Annotated in this window: 19 protein-coding genes; 6 read left to right on the plus strand and 13 right to left on the minus strand. The window is 65.8% G+C overall.

Annotated features, from left to right (window positions below; translation table 11 throughout):
- Positions 1 to 52 precede the first annotated feature (52 nt).
- Both E3T47_RS10170 and E3T47_RS10175 read left to right on the plus strand, forming a co-directional pair.
- Positions 53 to 439 carry a BlaI/MecI/CopY family transcriptional regulator gene (locus tag E3T47_RS10170; protein WP_134555963.1) on the plus strand — a complete coding sequence of 129 codons (387 nt, stop codon included), beginning with the start codon at positions 53 to 55 and terminating at the stop codon, positions 437 to 439.
- A 27-nt stretch (positions 440 to 466) separates the two neighbouring features.
- Positions 467 to 1,456, plus strand: coding sequence for a M56 family metallopeptidase (locus tag E3T47_RS10175; RefSeq protein ID WP_134555964.1), 990 nt, complete (start codon positions 467 to 469; stop codon positions 1,454 to 1,456).
- A gap of 12 nt (positions 1,457 to 1,468) precedes the next feature.
- Here the strand turns inward: E3T47_RS10175 and E3T47_RS10180 are convergent, their stop codons facing one another.
- The 5 genes from E3T47_RS10180 to E3T47_RS10200 form a co-directional block, all read right to left on the minus strand.
- Positions 1,469 to 2,422, minus strand: a complete 954-nt coding sequence (locus E3T47_RS10180) for an ABC transporter substrate-binding protein (RefSeq protein ID WP_241982153.1) — start codon at positions 2,420 to 2,422, stop codon at positions 1,469 to 1,471.
- Positions 2,423 to 2,433: 11 nt separating this feature from the next.
- Positions 2,434 to 3,177 (minus strand): ABC transporter permease, encoded by a 744-nt coding sequence (locus E3T47_RS10185; protein WP_134555965.1) that lies wholly within the window; start codon positions 3,175 to 3,177, stop codon positions 2,434 to 2,436.
- Positions 3,174 to 3,854, minus strand: coding sequence for an ABC transporter permease (locus tag E3T47_RS10190; RefSeq protein ID WP_134555966.1), 681 nt, complete (start codon positions 3,852 to 3,854; stop codon positions 3,174 to 3,176). The genes E3T47_RS10185 and E3T47_RS10190 overlap by 4 nt, the downstream gene beginning before the upstream one ends.
- Positions 3,854 to 4,771, minus strand: coding sequence for an ABC transporter ATP-binding protein (locus E3T47_RS10195; protein ID WP_134555967.1), 918 nt, complete (start codon positions 4,769 to 4,771; stop codon positions 3,854 to 3,856). Before E3T47_RS10195 ends, E3T47_RS10190 begins: the two co-directional genes overlap by 1 nt.
- A gap of 172 nt (positions 4,772 to 4,943) precedes the next feature.
- Positions 4,944 to 5,621, minus strand: a complete 678-nt coding sequence (locus tag E3T47_RS10200; protein WP_134555968.1) for a TetR/AcrR family transcriptional regulator — start codon at positions 5,619 to 5,621, stop codon at positions 4,944 to 4,946.
- A gap of 148 nt (positions 5,622 to 5,769) precedes the next feature.
- Between E3T47_RS10200 and E3T47_RS10205 the strand changes: the two genes are divergently transcribed.
- On the plus strand, positions 5,770 to 6,792 hold the full coding sequence (locus E3T47_RS10205) for an App1 family protein (RefSeq protein ID WP_134556195.1): 1,023 nt from the start codon (positions 5,770 to 5,772) through the stop codon (positions 6,790 to 6,792).
- 27 nt (positions 6,793 to 6,819) lie between these two features.
- Here E3T47_RS10205 and E3T47_RS10210 read toward each other — a convergent pair whose 3' ends face one another.
- From E3T47_RS10210 to hisD, 7 genes are all read right to left on the minus strand, one after another.
- The gene (locus E3T47_RS10210; RefSeq protein ID WP_134555969.1) at positions 6,820 to 7,629 is read right to left on the minus strand and encodes an ABC transporter permease; all 810 of its coding nucleotides are present in this window, start codon (positions 7,627 to 7,629) and stop codon (positions 6,820 to 6,822) included.
- Complete coding sequence (locus E3T47_RS10215) at positions 7,626 to 8,438, minus strand: ABC transporter permease (RefSeq protein ID WP_241982155.1); 813 nt, start codon at positions 8,436 to 8,438, stop codon at positions 7,626 to 7,628. Before E3T47_RS10215 ends, E3T47_RS10210 begins: the two co-directional genes overlap by 4 nt.
- Positions 8,435 to 9,241 (minus strand): ABC transporter ATP-binding protein, encoded by an 807-nt coding sequence (locus E3T47_RS10220; protein ID WP_134556197.1) that lies wholly within the window; start codon positions 9,239 to 9,241, stop codon positions 8,435 to 8,437. The genes E3T47_RS10215 and E3T47_RS10220 overlap by 4 nt, the downstream gene beginning before the upstream one ends.
- A 158-nt stretch (positions 9,242 to 9,399) precedes the next feature.
- Complete coding sequence (locus tag E3T47_RS10225) at positions 9,400 to 10,485, minus strand: ABC transporter substrate-binding protein (protein ID WP_134555970.1); 1,086 nt, start codon at positions 10,483 to 10,485, stop codon at positions 9,400 to 9,402.
- Between the two features lie 223 nt (positions 10,486 to 10,708).
- A complete protein-coding gene (locus tag E3T47_RS10230) occupies positions 10,709 to 11,749 on the minus strand; it encodes a quinone-dependent dihydroorotate dehydrogenase (RefSeq protein WP_134555971.1) in 1,041 nt (346 codons plus the stop codon).
- 6 nt (positions 11,750 to 11,755) lie between these two features.
- Positions 11,756 to 12,274: a transcriptional regulator NrdR gene (gene nrdR / locus E3T47_RS10235; protein ID WP_241982157.1), complete on the minus strand. Its 519-nt coding sequence runs from the start codon at positions 12,272 to 12,274 to the stop codon at positions 11,756 to 11,758.
- Positions 12,275 to 12,380: 106 nt separating this feature from the next.
- Positions 12,381 to 13,685 carry a histidinol dehydrogenase gene (gene hisD / locus E3T47_RS10240; RefSeq protein WP_134555972.1) on the minus strand — a complete coding sequence of 435 codons (1,305 nt, stop codon included), beginning with the start codon at positions 13,683 to 13,685 and terminating at the stop codon, positions 12,381 to 12,383.
- A 115-nt stretch (positions 13,686 to 13,800) separates the two neighbouring features.
- Here hisD and E3T47_RS10245 point away from each other — a divergent pair, with 115 nt between their 5' ends.
- The 3 genes from E3T47_RS10245 (at position 13,801) to E3T47_RS10250 (ending at position 15,518) form a co-directional block, all read left to right on the plus strand.
- Positions 13,801 to 14,337 (plus strand): flavin reductase family protein, encoded by a 537-nt coding sequence (locus E3T47_RS10245; RefSeq protein WP_422386485.1) that lies wholly within the window; start codon positions 13,801 to 13,803, stop codon positions 14,335 to 14,337.
- A gap of 336 nt (positions 14,338 to 14,673) precedes the next feature.
- Positions 14,674 to 14,976, plus strand: coding sequence for an alpha/beta fold hydrolase (locus tag E3T47_RS15910; RefSeq protein ID WP_166805690.1), 303 nt, complete (start codon positions 14,674 to 14,676; stop codon positions 14,974 to 14,976).
- Positions 14,934 to 15,518: an alpha/beta fold hydrolase gene (locus E3T47_RS10250; protein WP_166805691.1), complete on the plus strand. Its 585-nt coding sequence runs from the start codon at positions 14,934 to 14,936 to the stop codon at positions 15,516 to 15,518. Before E3T47_RS15910 ends, E3T47_RS10250 begins: the two co-directional genes overlap by 43 nt.
- Positions 15,519 to 15,570: 52 nt before the next feature.
- Here E3T47_RS10250 and E3T47_RS10255 read toward each other — a convergent pair whose 3' ends face one another.
- Positions 15,571 to 16,353 (minus strand): lysophospholipid acyltransferase family protein, encoded by a 783-nt coding sequence (locus E3T47_RS10255; protein WP_134555975.1) that lies wholly within the window; start codon positions 16,351 to 16,353, stop codon positions 15,571 to 15,573.
- Between the last annotated feature and the right edge of the window lies 1 nt (position 16,354).

The raw sequence follows: 16,354 nt of genomic DNA on the forward strand, positions 1-16,354 counted from the left end.
GGGTATTCTACGACTCGTAGAAATCACAGTTTGGCCGCGTAGTATGGTGTGCATGGCAAATTTGGGCGTGCTCGAGAGGCTGATGATGGATGTCCTGTGGGACTCCCCGGCACCACTGACCGCGAACGAACTGAAAGATCTCCTAGTGAGTCCCGACGTGTCGGCCAGCCGCGCGAAGCCGCTGGCGACGACCACCATTTTGACGGTGTTGTCTCGGCTCGAAGCAAAGGGCTTCGTGACCCGCGACCGCGATGTGCGTCCGCACGCCTACACCGCGGTCATGTCCCGCGCCGCCCACACCGCCGGCCTTATGCATGAAGTTCTCGGGCAAGTACCCGACCGCCAGGCCACTCTGGTGCGCTTCATCGGCGGCGTCACCCCCCAGGAGGCGGACACCCTGCGGCAGCTGCTTGGCGTGGCGCCTGCTGACAATGAATAAAGCCGGCCAGAGCTAGTCAGCGATCCTGTGATCATTGCCGCCGCTTTGCTCGGCGTCATCGCCGTGCTGCTGGCTTGGCCGGTACCCCTGGCGCTGGCGCGCGCAGACTGGCCAGCACGCTCCCCCGGCGTGGCTCTGGTGCTCTGGCAGGCCATCGCGCTGTCGGGCGGCCTGTCGATGATCGGCTCACTACTGCTCTACGGCCTCGTCCCCTTTGGAAGCGCTCTCGGCGAGAGCGTCGTGGCGCTCGGCGGTGATGTGCAAGCCGGTTCCCTTCCCGCGGGCACGAGCGTCGCCCACGTGCTCGCTCTCGGGGCCGCCATTCTGCTCGGTACGCACCTGCTGTTGAACCTGCTCGCGACCTTCGTGCGGGCCGAGCGCCAGCGGCGCCACCACCATTCCCTCATCGCCCTACTCAGCGATCCGCTGCACGGCCGGCCGGGCATGCGCGTCATCGACCATCCGGCGCCGGTCGCCTATTGCCTGCCCGGGGCCGGGCATTCGGCGACCGTGCTCTCCAAGGGGCTGCTGCGACTGCTCGACGCCGACCAGGTTCGTGCGGTGATCGCCCACGAACAAGCCCACCTCGTGCAGCAGCACCACCTGGTGTTGCTCGCGTTCAAGAGCTGGCACAGCGCGCTGCCGTGGTTCCCCATCGCCAATCGCGCCGAGAACGCAGTCGCCCTGCTGGTGGAGATGCTCGCCGACGATCACGCCCGCCGCGTCGTCGACGATTACACCCTGGCCCGCGCGATCGCCCTCGTGGGCTTCGCACTCGCCGGTTTCGCCGCGCCCACCAACAGTGAAGCGGATGCGACGGCTCGCGCCGCCGCATCCGCTTCATTCCTGGAACAGGGCCTCGCTGCAGCGCCCGAGCATCCGGCGCACCAGGTAATGCCGCGAGTGGCGCGGCTGGTGAATCCGGCCGTGCCACTTGGTCACGCCGCCACGGTCGGAGCACTCACCGTGGCGGCGGTACTCCTGACCGGGCCGGCACTCATTCTGTTCGCTGCCTGAGGCAGCGTCTCGCTACAGAAAGCCGTTGGCGGTAAGCCACTCGGTGGCGAGCTTTTCCGGCGACGGCTTGGCGTCTGAGTTGCTTTGCTCGTTGAGGTCGAGCACACCGTCAGTCGTTAGTTTGGCCGACACCGGGTTGAGCAGTGCTGCGAGCTTGTCAGAAGAGAAGTCCGAGTTCAGCAGGGGGACGACGTTCTGTGCCGCGATGAGGTTTTCCGGGTCTTCGAGGATGACGAGGTTGTTCTGCTTGATCGAGGGCGTGGTCGTGTAGATGTCAGCAACCTGGATGGCGCCGCTCAGCAGATCGCTGAGCGTTCCCGGTCCGCCGAAATCGTCGATCGCTTTAAAGGTGTACCCGGTCACGCCGTATACAGACTCGAGGCCGCTCTCACCGTAGGGACGAATCTGGAACTCGGTGTTGGCCCCAAGGGTGATCGTTGAAGCGATCGGAGCCAGATCGGCGATGGTCACAAGGTTGTTCGCGGCGGCAAATTCGGGAGTCACGACGAGGGAGTCGGCATTTTCAGCCGGTGCGGCGTCGAGCACCGTAAGACCTTCCGGTTCAAGCGCTGTCGGCAGGGCTTCCTTAATTTCTTCCGACGTGGATGCGGTGGCGGACGAGTCTAGGAACTGGAGGAGGTTGCCGGAATACTCCGGGATCATATCAATGGAACCGTCCTGCAGTCCGGGGATGAACGCCTCTCGCGAACCGATTCCCGGGTTGTAGTCGACCGTGTAACCGTTGGCTGCGAGAACCTGGCCGTAGATCTGCGCGAGAATTTCACTCTCGGCAAACCCCTGCGATCCAATGGTGATGCTCGTGGTGTCGGCGGGCGCACCGGAATCGGCGCCCAGCGGATCCCCCGAGCTGCAACCGACGAGGGCCGCAGCGACGGACGTTGCGAGGGCAGCGCCCAGAATCAGGCGACCACGACGGGGGGTGGATGTTCGGTGCTGTGTGAGCATGAGACATATCCTTAAGGGTTGGATGGTGCTGATGACACGCGCCCGTGCAGTCGGGGTGTGGGCGCGTCGGATTTATCGGTGGAACGCGCCAGTCCGCGGGCCACCCCGTGCGGAACGACGAGTCGCCCGGTCAGAGCGAGGATCGCATCGACACAGAGCGCCAGGGCGATGACGAGTATCGCACCGGCCAGGGCGAGCTTGTAGTCACGCAGGGCAAGCCCCTCGATCAAGAAACGGCCAAGCCCGGTCAGCCCCACATAGCCGGCGATCGTGGCGGTGGCGATCACCTGGAGGGTCGCCGAACGGATGCCGCCGAAGATGAGCGGCATCGCGAGGGGAATCTCCACCTTGAGAAGAATCTGCCACTCCGTCATGCCGATTGCCCGGGCCGCATCGATGGTCTGGCGATTCACGGCTTCGAGTCCGGAATAGGCGCCGGCCAGCAGCGGCGGGACGGCGAGGATGACCAGCACGATGATGAGCGGCCCGACGCCGAGGCCCGTGTACAGGATGATCAGAAAGATCAGCCCGAGGGTCGGCAGCGCGCGGGCTGCACTGCTGACGGCGACGACCGCGTTCCGCCCGCGGCCGGTGTGACCGACCAGGAGTCCGAGCGGAAGGCCGATGACGAGGGCTATGGCCATGCTCAGGCCGGTGTAGGCGAGGTGGTCGACGAGGCGCGACAGGATGCTGTTCGTGCCGGTGAGGTTGGCCGGATCAAACAGAAAGTTGAGGGCGTCGAGAAAGAGGTTCATGCGGTCACCTCGGCGGCGATCGCGGTGACCGCTCGACGGCGGGGCGCCCGGCGCGTCCACGGCATCAACAGACGGCCGAGCAGCACGAGGACGGTGTCGAAGACCACGGCGACCAGCACGGTGAAGCCGATTCCGATCACGATCTCCTCGGGAAAGTCACGCTGGTAGCCGTTGACGAACAGGTAGCCCAGACTCTGCACGCCGATCAGCGATCCCACGCTGAGCAGGCTGACCGTACTCACCGAGACGACGCGGAGACTCGCCAACAGAACGGGGCCGGCGAGCGGGAACTCGACGGTCCAAAATCGCGACACCGCTGAGAACCCAACGGCGGTGGACGAGGAGATGACGTCCCTGGACACCGAGGCGAATGCATCCGCTGCCCCGCGCACCATCACGGCGACCGCGTAGATGCAGAGCGCCACGACCACGTTGGCCTCGTCGAGGATGCGGGTGCCGAGAATGGCCGGAAGCATGACGAACAGAGCCAGCGACGGAATGGTGAAGAGCACTCCGCCCAGGGTCAGCAGCACGGTGCGCGCCGCCGTGTACCGGTTGGCGAGCCAGCCGAACGGGATACAGACGATGAAACCGACCACGATCGGGATGATACTCAGACGAACGTGATCAGCCGTCAGCCCGAGTACCAGATCGAGGTTGTCCCACAGCCAGACCATCAGGCATCGCCCGCCTGGTCTGTCTTGTTCGATACGCTGCGCGCCCGAGAATTCGTGGTCCCGCCGACACCGGCGCCGGGCAGGACACCCCCGGGGGCGTCGATCACACCGGCGACATAGCCGGCGCCGTCTACGAGCACTACATCGTCACCGCTGCGGGCGATGGTCGAGTCCACGGCCAGGCGTCGCTTTCCGCGGTCCGCTCCGATGAAGGTGGCGACAAAGTCGCTTGCCGGATTGGCCAGAATCTCCTTCGGGGTTCCCACCTGGGCGATCTGCGCGCCCTTCTCCAGGATCACGACCTGGTCCCCGAGCAGGAATGCTTCGTCGATATCGTGGGTCACGAACACGACCGTCTTGTCCAGGTCGCGTTGCAGGCGCAACAGTTCCTGCTGAAGATCGTCGCGCACAATCGGGTCGACGGCGCCGAACGGTTCATCCATGAGCAGGATGTTCGGGTTCACGGCGAGGCCGCGGGCTACGCCCACGCGCTGCTGCTGCCCTCCGGACAACTGGCTGGGATACCGGTGGGCGAGTGCACGATCGAGCCCGACGGTGTCGAGCAATTCGAGTGCCTGCGCATGGGCATCCGCCTTATTGACGCCCTTGAGCAACGGCACGGTCGCTACGTTGTCGATGACGCGACGGTGCGGCAGAAGTCCGGAATTCTGCATGACGTAGCCGATACTGCGTCGCAGGGCAACGGCCGAGCCACTGGCGATATCGATTCCGTCGATCTCGATCGAACCGCTCGAAGGATCGATCATGCGGTTGATCATGCGCAGCAGCGTGGTTTTGCCACAGCCCGACGAGCCGACGAAGACGGTGGTCTTGCGGGACGGCAGCACGAGGCTGAAGTCGTCGACGGCCAGGGTGCCGTCGGGGAACTGTTTGGTCACCGAGTGGAATTCAATCATCCTGGCGGCTCGCTCCTCGCATCGGGTCAACACAAACCAGATGCTAACCCAATCACTTTTCGCGGCGACAGGCAAAACGGATTACGCAGAATTATTTATCCAGCAGCGAACAGACCGGCCTACCGACAAGAAAAGCCGGGCACCCCGAGGAGCGCCCGGCTGCCAGCGACGGTCAGGACGCGGTGGTGAGAAGGTTGGTCGCTTGCGGGCTGTAGAAACCATCGAGGTAATTGCGCAGCACGAGGCGACATTCGGCGATGAAGCGCTCGTCACCGACCGGGTCGGTGTGGAAGGCACGAGCGAGCAGCGCGTCGGCCATCTCCACAGCAACCTCGAGACGGAAGATCAGGTCGTCGCCGGCCGGCAGGTCGAACTCATTCACGAGCACATCGGCGAGGCGGCGGGCGAAGAAGTCGGCGTCGGCCACGGCATCGGCGGCGGGTGCGCCATCGCGGTCGTCGAAGTTCACGATGCGAAAGCCGGGCTCGGAACGGTACAGGCTGACAAAGGCGGTCACGACGCAGTCCACCGCGTCCCACCAGGAGGCGAGGGTGCTGGCGCTGAGTTCATCGACGACGCGCTGCCGAAAGCGCACCACGGCGCGCTCGTGCAGGGCGTGCAGCACGGCCACCCGGTCGGGGTAGTAACGGTACACCGTGCCGATGGAAGCACCGGCACGTTCCGCGATCATCGCGGTCGTGATGCGGTCGAAACCTACCTCGTCCACGACGGCGGCGGCCGCATCGAGCAAACCGGACAGACGTGCAGCGCTGCGCTGCTGAATCGGCTCGGTGCGCACCTGCTGCAGCGCTGCACCGGTCTGTTCACCCAATAGGCCACCAAGCGACATTAATCCCCCTTGAAGATAAATCACCATCCTACGGGGTAAAACCCTAATCCCACATTACTGATCGGGGGATGCACAGCAAACATGGCAGAATGAAGGCGTGCCAGAGTTTCCAGACGCCACGCCGCGTGCGCCCAGTCCCGAGCGGATCATGCACCGTGCGGCCCGGATCGAAGACTGGTTGCACGACCGCCGTGAGCATTCCGCCCGACGCCGCGGCTATCAGCCGACCGTCATTCCCTATACCGGTTACGGCTCGACCGCCTGGGTGCGCATCCTGTGCCGGGTACTGCTGGCCAAGCCGGACAGACCCTCGAAACGCCAGAAGCGGCCCCGAGCGGATGGCCGTGACGCCGGCATTCGAGGCTGGCGCAGCTTCACGAGCGTTCCCGTCAACGACGTCACGGTCACGATTGAAATCGACGGCCAGATGCACCGCGTGCAGGCGGATCGTGGCGGGGTCGTCGACACCGTGGTCCCCGTGTCGCTGCCCGCCGGCTGGCACGTTGCCCGGGTGCACACCGAATTCTCGGCTGTGGCCGAAGCGCCACTCTTCATCGTGGCACCCACGATCGGATTCGGTATCGTCTCCGACGTCGACGACACCGTCATGGTCACCACGCTTCCCCGTCCGCTGCTCGCCGCCTGGAACACCTTCGTGCTCGACGAGCATGCCAGGGTGCCGACGCCCGGCATGGCCGTGTTCCTGGAACGACTGGCGTCGTTCACGCCCGGAGCCCCGGTGATCTACCTCTCCACCGGCGCCTGGAACGTGGCCCCCACCCTGTCCCGTTTTCTCTCCCGCAACCTCTATCCGGCCGGCGCGCTGCTGCTGACGGACTGGGGGCCCACCCACGACCGCTGGTTCCGCAGCGGGAGTGCGCACAAACGGGACAACCTGCGGCGACTCGCCGAGCAGTTCCCGCACATGCGTTGGATTCTGATCGGCGACGACGGTCAGCACGACGAGGCCATCTACAGCGACTTCCAGCGGGACTATCCGGGCAGCGTCGCGGCCGTGGCCATCCGTCAGCTGTCACCGAGCGAAGCGGTGCTCGCCGGTGGGCGCTCCCGCGACGCCGTGCTCATCGAGGGCGGTCCGGAGGCCCCGTGGGTTTATGGACCCGACGGATCGAGCCTCGCGAACCAACTCGCCGAACACGGTCTGCTCTAACCTCACTCGCGGGCTGCGCCAGAAGGGTCAGCCCGCCGTGCTCTGCTCCATGCTCATGCGGCGCAGCACCAGGTTCTCGACCACCTGGGCCAGGCCGTAGAGCGCGAGGGAGACGATGGTGATCACCACGACGGATGCCCACACCTCGGAATTCTGCACCTTGGCGACGGCAGCGACGATCGAGTTGCCAAGTCCCCGGCCGGTCGTGAGCCATTCCGCTAGCAGCGCGCCGGTAATGGCCCCAGGCACCGAGATCTTCACCGCGGCGAAGAAGGACGGCAGCGAACTCGGCAGCGCAACCTTGCGCAGGGTCGTGAAGGCATTGCCGCCATACACGGTGATCACGTCGCTGATCTGCGGTGAGGTCGAACGGAGCCCGAACGCGATGTTCACGAGCGCCGGAAACAGCACGACGATGGCCCCCATCACCACTGCGGTCGTGAGACCACGCCCGGTGATGAGGCTGATGATCGGCACGAGGGCCACGAGCGGAACCGACCGCAGCAGCAGGGCGATGGGCATGAGGGCATGCTCGATGCCCCGCGACAGCGTGAAGAGCACTGCGAGCAGCAGAGCACAGGTGAGACCGGCCACGAACCCGAGAAAGGCATCGCCGAGGGTCACCGCGAGGTTGTCGAGGATGAGGGCTCGATTGTCGGCGGCATCGGGTACGACCATCAGCCAGGCCCAGACGTCGAGGGGCCCCTTGGCCAGGAACGGCGAGATGTCCAGCAGCAGGAGCAGTCCCTGCCAGGCGACCAGAACCAGGACCAGCGTGATGAGCCCGGTCAGCACGCCGCGCGCGACCGTAGTGACCGCTACCCGTGCAAAACTCATCGGCTGCTACGTCCTGTTGTCCACGGCGTCGCAAAGCGCAGGATGACGGCGAAAATGGCGTAGCCGAGGCCCGCGGTGACCCCGGCCACGAGCGCGAGGCTCCAGACCCGGTCGACGTTCGCGGTCGATCCGGCCACGAGCATGGCGATACCCAGCCCCCGGCTGACCCCGCCGAGATACTCCCCCAGAATGGCTCCGATGAAGGCGGCCGGCGCTGCGACCTGCAGCGCGGTGAGCACACTGGGCAGCCCGGCGATCAGGCGCACCTTGCGCAGTTGGGTGAATCTGCTGCCGCCGTAAACGGTGATGAGGTCGAGGCTCGCGGCATCCGCTGCCTTGAGGCCAACGAGCGACCCGATGACCGTGGTGAAGAACACCGACATGGCGGCCAGGAACACGGCCGTTCCGGCCGGGTCGCCCGCGCTTGGCGCACCGATCACGATGTACGCGATCGGGCCGATGGCCACAATCGGAATGCAATAGGTGATCACGGCGACCTGCATCGCGATCTTCTCGATGCGCGGCAGCACCAGCACGAGCGCCGCGAGGGTTAGGGCGAGCCCGTTGCCCCAGGCGAAGCCGATGAGCGCTTCGAGAACGGTGACGCTGACGTGAGGCAGGTAGAAGGCCGGCCCGTCGCTGACGAGCTGCACGAGCACGTCGAGCGGGGTCGGTACCGCGCCGCCGGGCATTGAGCCGACCTCGGCGAACACGGTGACGGCTCCGATCCACCACAGGGCGATGACGATCGCGGCACCGATCAGGCCGGTCGCCCAGGCGGGCAGGACGCGCAGCGAGCTGCGGATCACCGGTCGTCGCCCGTTACTGCCGCATCGCTGAACAGCAGGTCGGAGGCGCGGTCGTGCAGGGCGTGGAACTCGGGCGAGCGCATCATCTCGGGCAGTCGGGGCCTGGGGAGGTCGACGTCGATGACCTCCTTGACCCGACCAGGGCGGGCGCTCATGACCGCGACGTGGTCGGAGAGGAAGATGGCCTCGGCGATGCCGTGGGTGACCATGAGCGTCGTGGCGGGCTTCTGCGTCCAGATGCGCAGCAGCTCCAGGTTGAGCCGCTGCCTGGTCATATCGTCGAGGGCCCCGAAGGGTTCGTCGAGCAGCAGCACCGAGGGCTTGAGCACGAGCGACCTTGCGATCGACACCCGCTGCTTCATGCCGCCGGAGAGCTGCGTCGGCTTGGCTTTCTCGAAACCCTGCAGGCCGACGAGGGCGATCAGTTCGTCGATGTAGGCGTCGTCGACTGGAAGGCGCGCGACCTCGAACGGCAGGCGAATGTTCGAACGCACGCTGCGCCACGGCAGCAGGGCGGAATCCTGGAAGGCAATGCCGAGCTGGTGCCCCAGTCGCAGTTGCTGCGGGCTCTTGCCGTCGACCCGGGTGGTGCCGCTCGTGGGCTGTTCCAGTCCGGCGAGGATGCGTAAGATGGTGGATTTTCCGCAACCGGACGGCCCAAGCAGCGAGAGAAAGCTGCCCTTGTGGGTGTGCAGGTTGGCGTTGTCGAGGGCGACGACTTCGTTGCGCCCGACGGCGAAAACCTTGTGCAACTCTGAGATGTGCAGGCCGGTGCCGGCAGCGTCGCCACGGCCCGCCGGGATCGTCACCGAGTAGCGACCTCCGGCATTTGTACTACTCACGTGGTTCGCTCCTTGGCACTGGCAAAGCTGGGTGATTCTTGGGGTCAGGTATCTACTTTACGTTCCGGATGGGCATCCGCTTTCTCGTTCGGACGGATGCCCAATACTGACGGCTGCCGCTACTTGCTGTAGGCGAGCAGGTCGGGGTTTTCGGCGTAGACCTCGTCGAGCAACGTCATGTCAAACAGCTCGCTCGCGGTGATCGAGAGGCCGGTCGCCGCGAGGGTGTCGATGCTCTGCTGTTGCAACTCGTCGCTGATCGAGAACAAGCCGTTGGCGAGGGTGTCGGCGCTCACGACGAGGTCGACGGACTGAATTTCGGCCTGCCGGGTCTCCTTCTCGATCGTCAGGTCGAAGGTCGGCCCGTAGGTGTCGAGGGTGAGTTTCGCGGCGGCCTTCGGGTCGTTGATCGCGTCGGTCCAGCCGCGAATCTCGGCCACGAGCAGAGCCTTGAGCTTCTCCCGGTCGTTCTTGATCGCGTCGTCGGTGACCGTGAGCGTCTCCGCCACGAAGGGGAGGCCGAAGTCGGCCAGCGGCAGGTTCACCGGGTCGAGTCCGAGCAGTTCGGCGTCGATGGATTCATTGGTGAGGTAGGAGAACCAGCCGTCGACCTCGCCGTTGAACAGCGGGGTCGGGTCGTACTGCACCGGAAGAGTGGTCAGCGAGTCTTCGTCGATGTCGTTGATCTCGAGGAAGGCCTCCCAGAGGCTCAGGTTGCTGGCCTGGACGCCGATGGTCTTTCCCTTCAGGTCGTCAAGGCTCGCGATGTTGCCCTTGTCGGCCAGCGAAAGAATGGTGAACGGGTTCTTCTGGTAGGTGGCGCCGATGATCTTCAGCGGTGCACCCTCGTTGGCGATGATGGTGCCGGTCGAGATCGCGTTGCCGATACCCATGTCGACGTTGCCCGAGATGACGGCCGCTTCGATCGAAGCCGGCCCCTCGATCATGTCGACGGAGTCGAAGCCCGCCTCGGTGAAGTATCCGTTCTCATCGGCGAGGTACTCCCCCATGAATTCTGCGTTCTTGATCCAGCTGAACTGAATACTCGCGTCCCCGAAGGATGCCGCACCGCTGTCGGCCCCGGCCACTTCCGCGTCGCCGCCCGCACACGCTGCCAGGGAGAGCGTCAGGACGGCAGCGACCGCTACGCCGCGCACCACCCGGGTTGCCGATCGACGAGTGAACAAGCCTCTGGATGGTGTCATTGCGGGATTCCTCTCGAGGGTGCAAGGGCGCTGTAGGGATACAGCTGCTGTGGTTGCTGAAACACTGGTTCTCGGGTGCTGTCGAAGCGCACGAAGAACCCAAGGTGGAAGTGTATGCGTGTCATGTATCGGTCCCAGTTCGACTTTGTTTCGAACGGATGACGACAAAGGGAGGATATCCTCCGCTAGAACGGCTCGATGCCCGGTCGGCCTGAACCTGTGGTTACGGGCCGGAAGGCGCCAGGATACGGTCGAGTCCGCGGTTGATCTGCCGGGCCCACAGGGGACCGCGGTAGAGGAACGCCGTATACCCCTGCACGAGGGTGGCGCCGGCGGCGAGGCGTTCAGCCACCTGGGCGGCCGTGTCCACCCCGCCGACCGAGATGACGCAGAATTCGGGCGGCACGACGGCACGAATCTGCTGCAGGATGGCGAGCGACCGGGCGTGCAGCGGGGCGCCGGACAGCCCGCCTGCTCCGGCAGCGGCGACGGTGGCGGCATCCGTTTTGAGACCGGTGCGGGAGATCGTCGTATTGGTGGCGATGATGCCGTCCAGGCCGAGTTCGACGGCGAGGGCAGCGATGCGTGCGACTTCGGCGTCCTCGAGGTCGGGGGCGATTTTCACGAGCAGCGGGGTGGTGCCGGCGGCTCGTTTGACCGCCGTCAGCAGCGGAGCCAACTGGTCCAGCTCCTGCAGTCCGCGCAGGCCCGGCGTGTTGGGCGAACTCACGTTGACCACGAGATAGTCGGCGACGGCGGCGAGGGTTTGAGCGCTCCGCAGGTAATCGGCCGTGGCGTCCTCGACGGCGGTGACGCGACTCTTGCCGATGTTGATGCCGAGCACCGGGCGGCCACGGACGGCACGCACCCGGGTGAGCCGCACAACGGCCGCGGCGGCGCCGTGGTTGTTGAAGCCCATGCGATTGATGATCGCGCCATCGGCCACGAGCCGGAACAGGCGAGGTTTCGGGTTGCCTGGCTGGGCGAGCGCGGTGAGTGTGCCCACCTCGATGTGGCCGAAGCCGAGCTGGCCAAGCCCAAGCACGGCCTCACCGTCTTTGTCGAAGCCGGCCGCGACGCCGAACGGCGACGTGAAGTGCAGGCCGAGCGTTCTCACGCTCAGATCGGTGCGGGGGCGGGTGAACCGGTGCACGAGGCGCCCGATCCCGAGGTTCGGCAGCAACCGGATAACGGTGAAGGCCAGGTGGTGGGCGCGCTCGGGATCCATCCGGGTGAGCACGAGCTTGAAGAACAGCGGATACATCGTGCCCTAAGGTTTGTTGGAGGTGGGTGCGGTGTCGACCGGAGCGGCATCCGCCGCCGTGTGGGTCTGCGAACGTATCGTGTGCTCGGTGCGCAGCTGGGTGATGGCGCTCTCGAAGTCGTCGAGCGAGTCAAAACCCTGGTAGACGCTCGCGAAGCGCAGGTAGGCGACCTCGTCGAGGTCACGCAGCGGCGGCAGAATCGCCAGACCGATATCGTTGGCGTCAACCTGCGAGGCACCGGTCTGGCGGATGGTCTCCTCGACCTTCTGGGCCAGCATGGCGAGGTCGGAGTCCGTCACTGGCCGCCCCTGGCAGGCCTTACGCACGCCGGAGACGATCTTCTCCCGACTGAACGGTTCGACAACGCCGCTGCGCTTGATGATGTTGAGGCTCGCAGTCTCGCTGGTGCTGAAGCGGCGGCCGCACTCCGGGCACTGCCGACGGCGTCGGATCGACAGTCCGTCGTCGCTCGTGCGCGAGTCGACGACTCGGGAATCGGGGTGGCGACAGAACGGGCAAAACATGGTGCTGCCAGCCTAGCGGTCCACAAACCAGAGTTATTCGCGCAAGCCGGTGAATGCTTGCTTCGGGTGGGCCGAAGCGCCATCACCCGCTCTCGTGCCCGGGGGCTTATTGGAACCGGGCGGTGACCGCGTCGCCGTGCGCCGGCAGGGCCTCCGCGTTGGAGAGCGCCGCGATGTGCTCGGCGACCGCTTCAAGCGCCTGGCGGCTGTACCGCACGATTTGCTGGGGACGCAGGAACGTGTAGGCGCCGAGGCCCGACGAGAATCGGGCCTGGCCTCCGGTCGGCAGCACGTGGTTAGAGCCGGCGACGTAGTCGCCGAGGCTCACCGGCGAGTATGGGCCGAGAAAGATCGCGCCGGCGTTCTCGATGGTGGCGAGCACCGCATCGGGATCGCTGGTCTGAATCTCGAGGTGCTCCGGTCCGAACGCATTGCTGAAGGCGGCGGCGACCTTCAGGTCGTCGACGAGCACGATCGCCGACTGGCGGCCGCCCAGCGCCGCGGTCACCCGTTCGCTGTGAAAAGTCGATGCCGCCAGCACACTCAGGCGCGCCGCGACGGCGTCGGCGAGGTCGGGCGAATCGGTCACGAGCACGGCCGCGGCCAGTTCGTCGTGCTCCGCCTGGCTGACCAGGTCGGCAGCGATGAGCAGCGGGTCGGCGGCGGCATCCGCTATCACGAGGATATCGGTGGGGCCGGCCTCGGAGTCGATGCCGGCCTGCCCACGAATGAGGCGTTTGGCAGCGGCGACGTAGACGTTGCCGGGTCCGGTGACGATCTGCACCGGCTCGAGACCGATACCGGCGACCCCGTAGGCGAGGGCGCCGATCGCGCCGGCGCCGCCCATGGCGTAGATCTCATCGACGCCGAGCAGCCCGGCGACAGCGAGGATGGTCGGGTGTACACGGCCGTCGAAGTGGCTCTGAGGTGGCGAAGCCAGAGCGATCGACTGCACGCCGGAGACCTGGGCGGGTACGACGTTCATCACGACGCTCGAAGGGTAGACGGCCTTACCGCCGGGAACGTAGAGGCCGACCCGGTTCACCGGCTGCCAGCGCTGCGTGACCGTGGCCCCGGCCTCGATCGTGGTCGTCAGGTGCGGGGGCACCTGCGCGGCGCTGGCCAGGCGCACCCGCCGGATGGTCTCGGTGATGGCCGTACGCACGGCCGGGTCGAGCCCGGCAATCGCGTCGGCAATGTGGCTGGCGGGAACGCGCACCTGGCCCGGGCGCACCCGGTCGAGGCGTTCGGCCTGATCGAGCAGGGCCGCCTCGCCGCGCTCGCGCACGTCGGCGATGAGCTCGGCCGCGATGTCGGCGGCGACGGCGACGCTCGTGAGGGCGCGCGGTACGGAAGCCAGGAGTGCGGCCGGTGTCGGCTCGCTCCCGCGAAGGTCAATAGTCTGAATCATCGTGACTCAGCCTATCCGTGAACCCGGCGTAACCATCAGCGCACGGGAATAGGCTGGCACTGAAACAGATTGTTGGATGAGAATGCAAAGCAACGTTGAACCCTGTGTAACTACTGTGCCCGCGATCACGCTGGCCGCAGCCCCGCCACTCGCCGCTGACCCCAATGCCCCCGACGACCTCGCCGCGTTCAAGCACGCGTTCCGCCGTCACGCCGCCGGGGTCGCCGCGATAACGACCTTGGCCCCCGACGGCAGCCCGGTCGGCTTCACTGCGACGTCCCTCGCGTCGCTCTCCGCGGTTCCGCCGCTCGCCACGTTCAACATGGCCCGATCGGCGAGCTCCTGGGCGTCGATCGCCGCCGCCGACCGCGTGGTTATCCACATGCTCGGCGCACACAACCGAGGCGTCGCCGAGAAACTCGCCGGGCCGCACACCGAACGCTTCGTCGGTGAGCACTGGCAGCCCGGCCCCTACGGACTTCCGGTGCTAGAGGGCGTGACCAGCTGGATGATCGGCCGCATCGTCGAACGGGTGTCGGTGCACAATAATGCCGTCGTCGTCGTGCAGATCGAGGGTGGTGGCATGGGCCCTGACGATGAGGCCCTGCTCTACCATGAGCGCACCTACCGAGTACCGGGCGCCGCCGTCTAGACCGACGCTTTCGGGCTGGCAGCTTTCCAGGTCATAGAACGTCTCGGCAACCTGCGCGCCCAGCCACTCGGCGCGAACCATACCCCGGGTAACAGAGGACCAATCGAGCAAGGCTGCAACGAACGGGCGATCAATCCCTGTCCTTCGGCGCCGGGTTCGAGACAGCAACCAACTTTGCAGATGCCCTAGCCGCGTCGAAGGTGACAAACATGACCCCCGCCGACCCGCGCCTCGTTGTCCCACATTCCGCAGATTCGGGCACCGGCGGAGCGGCATGCCCAGCAACGAGGTTGATCATCGCTTTCCTGAAAAGCGAACTGTTCGTAATGTGGTCCCATGACGACCCTGAGCGATGCCATTGTGACCTTCGACGAAGTCGAGCTCTGCGTCGAGATGTACGGAGAGCAACGTGACCCTCCCGTGCTTCTGATCGCCGGGATGTCAGCCTCCATGCTGTGGTGGCCGGCCGAGGTCTGCGAGGCGATCGCATCCTCTGGGTTCTTCGTGATCCGTTACGACCAGCGGGACACCGGCCGGTCGACGAGTTTTCCACGCGGGCGCCCCGGCTACTCCACCCACGATTGGCGGCCGATGCCTTGCGTATCTGCGACTCGCTCGGTCTACGTTCCACGCACGTGATCGGCCACTCCCTGGGATCAGGGATCGCCACTATTCTGGCCATCGACCACCCCGACCGGTTGCGCTCTCTGACATTGATGGGGGCAACCACCGGGGCGCCAGACCTTCCTTCCGGAACCGGTACCTTTCCCGTTCTCCCTGATGATCTCGAATCGAGAGTGGCCGCTATTGATTACCTCCTCGAGGACACTCGCGCCTGCGATGGCCTATCACCCCGATTCGACGAGGATCGAATCCGCCAGTTCATCATTAGCGACGTAGATCGAGCCGACGATATCGCCGCCACAATCTCCAATCCCCCTGCCATGGAGTTCACACACCCCAGACACGGCGACCTCGGTACCGTGTCGGTCCCGTCCCTCGTCATGCACGGCGAAATGGACTCAATTTTTCCGGTGGCTCACGGCGAGGCCGTCGCACGTTTGATACCCGATGCCGCATTCGTGATGCTTCCCGGCGCCGGGCACACGTTACTCACCGCCGATCAGAAAGATTTTACCAACCCCCTCATCCGCCACCTCCGGGCGGCCGAGCTTCGCTGATAGGGGCGGTCTGGATTGCGAGTACTGCAACTGATCACGTCATGGCTAGGGGTTAGGCTCTCAGCTTCGTAGCGGCCGCCCTGCGGCGGCGGCGTTCTGTCTCGACGACGGCAGCCTCGGCCGGGGTTGGCGCGGTCCCGCCGAGATGCGCGGGCTGCCACCAGTGGCCGGCGCCCGACACCGGGTACTCTGCCTGCACCGCGTCGACGAGCTGCTGCAGGGTGTCGTGGAGCCGCAGCGTCGTTGCCGCGACGTCGCGGTCTGCCGGGGCGGTGGCATCCGCTGAAAAAGGCTGACCAAAGCGGATGCTCACCGGCACGCCGAACCGCTCCCGCAGCTTTGACCGGTGGTTCTTGGTCATGAGACGGTGCCCGCCCCACACGGCGACCGGGATGATCGGCACGTTCGCGGCCTGCGCCATGCGCACCGCACCGGTCTTGAGTTCGCGTACGGTGAACGAGGCATTGACGCCGCCTTCGGGGAACACGCCGAGCAGTTCACCAATGCGCAGAGCCGCCACGGCCTCGGCGTAGGCCTCCCCGCCGCTCTCCATATCGACCGAAATGTGTTTCATTCCGCGCAGCAGCGTGCCCAGTAGCGGCTGGTCGAAGGCACCCTTCTTGGCCATGAAGCGGATGCGCCGGCGGTTGTGCAGCCAGGTGACCCACTCGACCAGGGCGAAGTCTAGGTAGCCGAAGTGGGTGATGGCAAGCACAGCGCCGCCGGTGGCCGGCAGCTGCGGGAGCCCGGTGGTGGTCTGGCGCACCCGGAGCAGTCCGAACAGGGTGCGCCCGGCGCCGATAGCGGTCGAGTAGATCGGCTCACGCTTGTGCATG

This window comes from Cryobacterium ruanii (assembly GCF_004404055.1).
Taxonomy (GTDB): domain Bacteria; phylum Actinomycetota; class Actinomycetes; order Actinomycetales; family Microbacteriaceae; genus Cryobacterium; species Cryobacterium ruanii.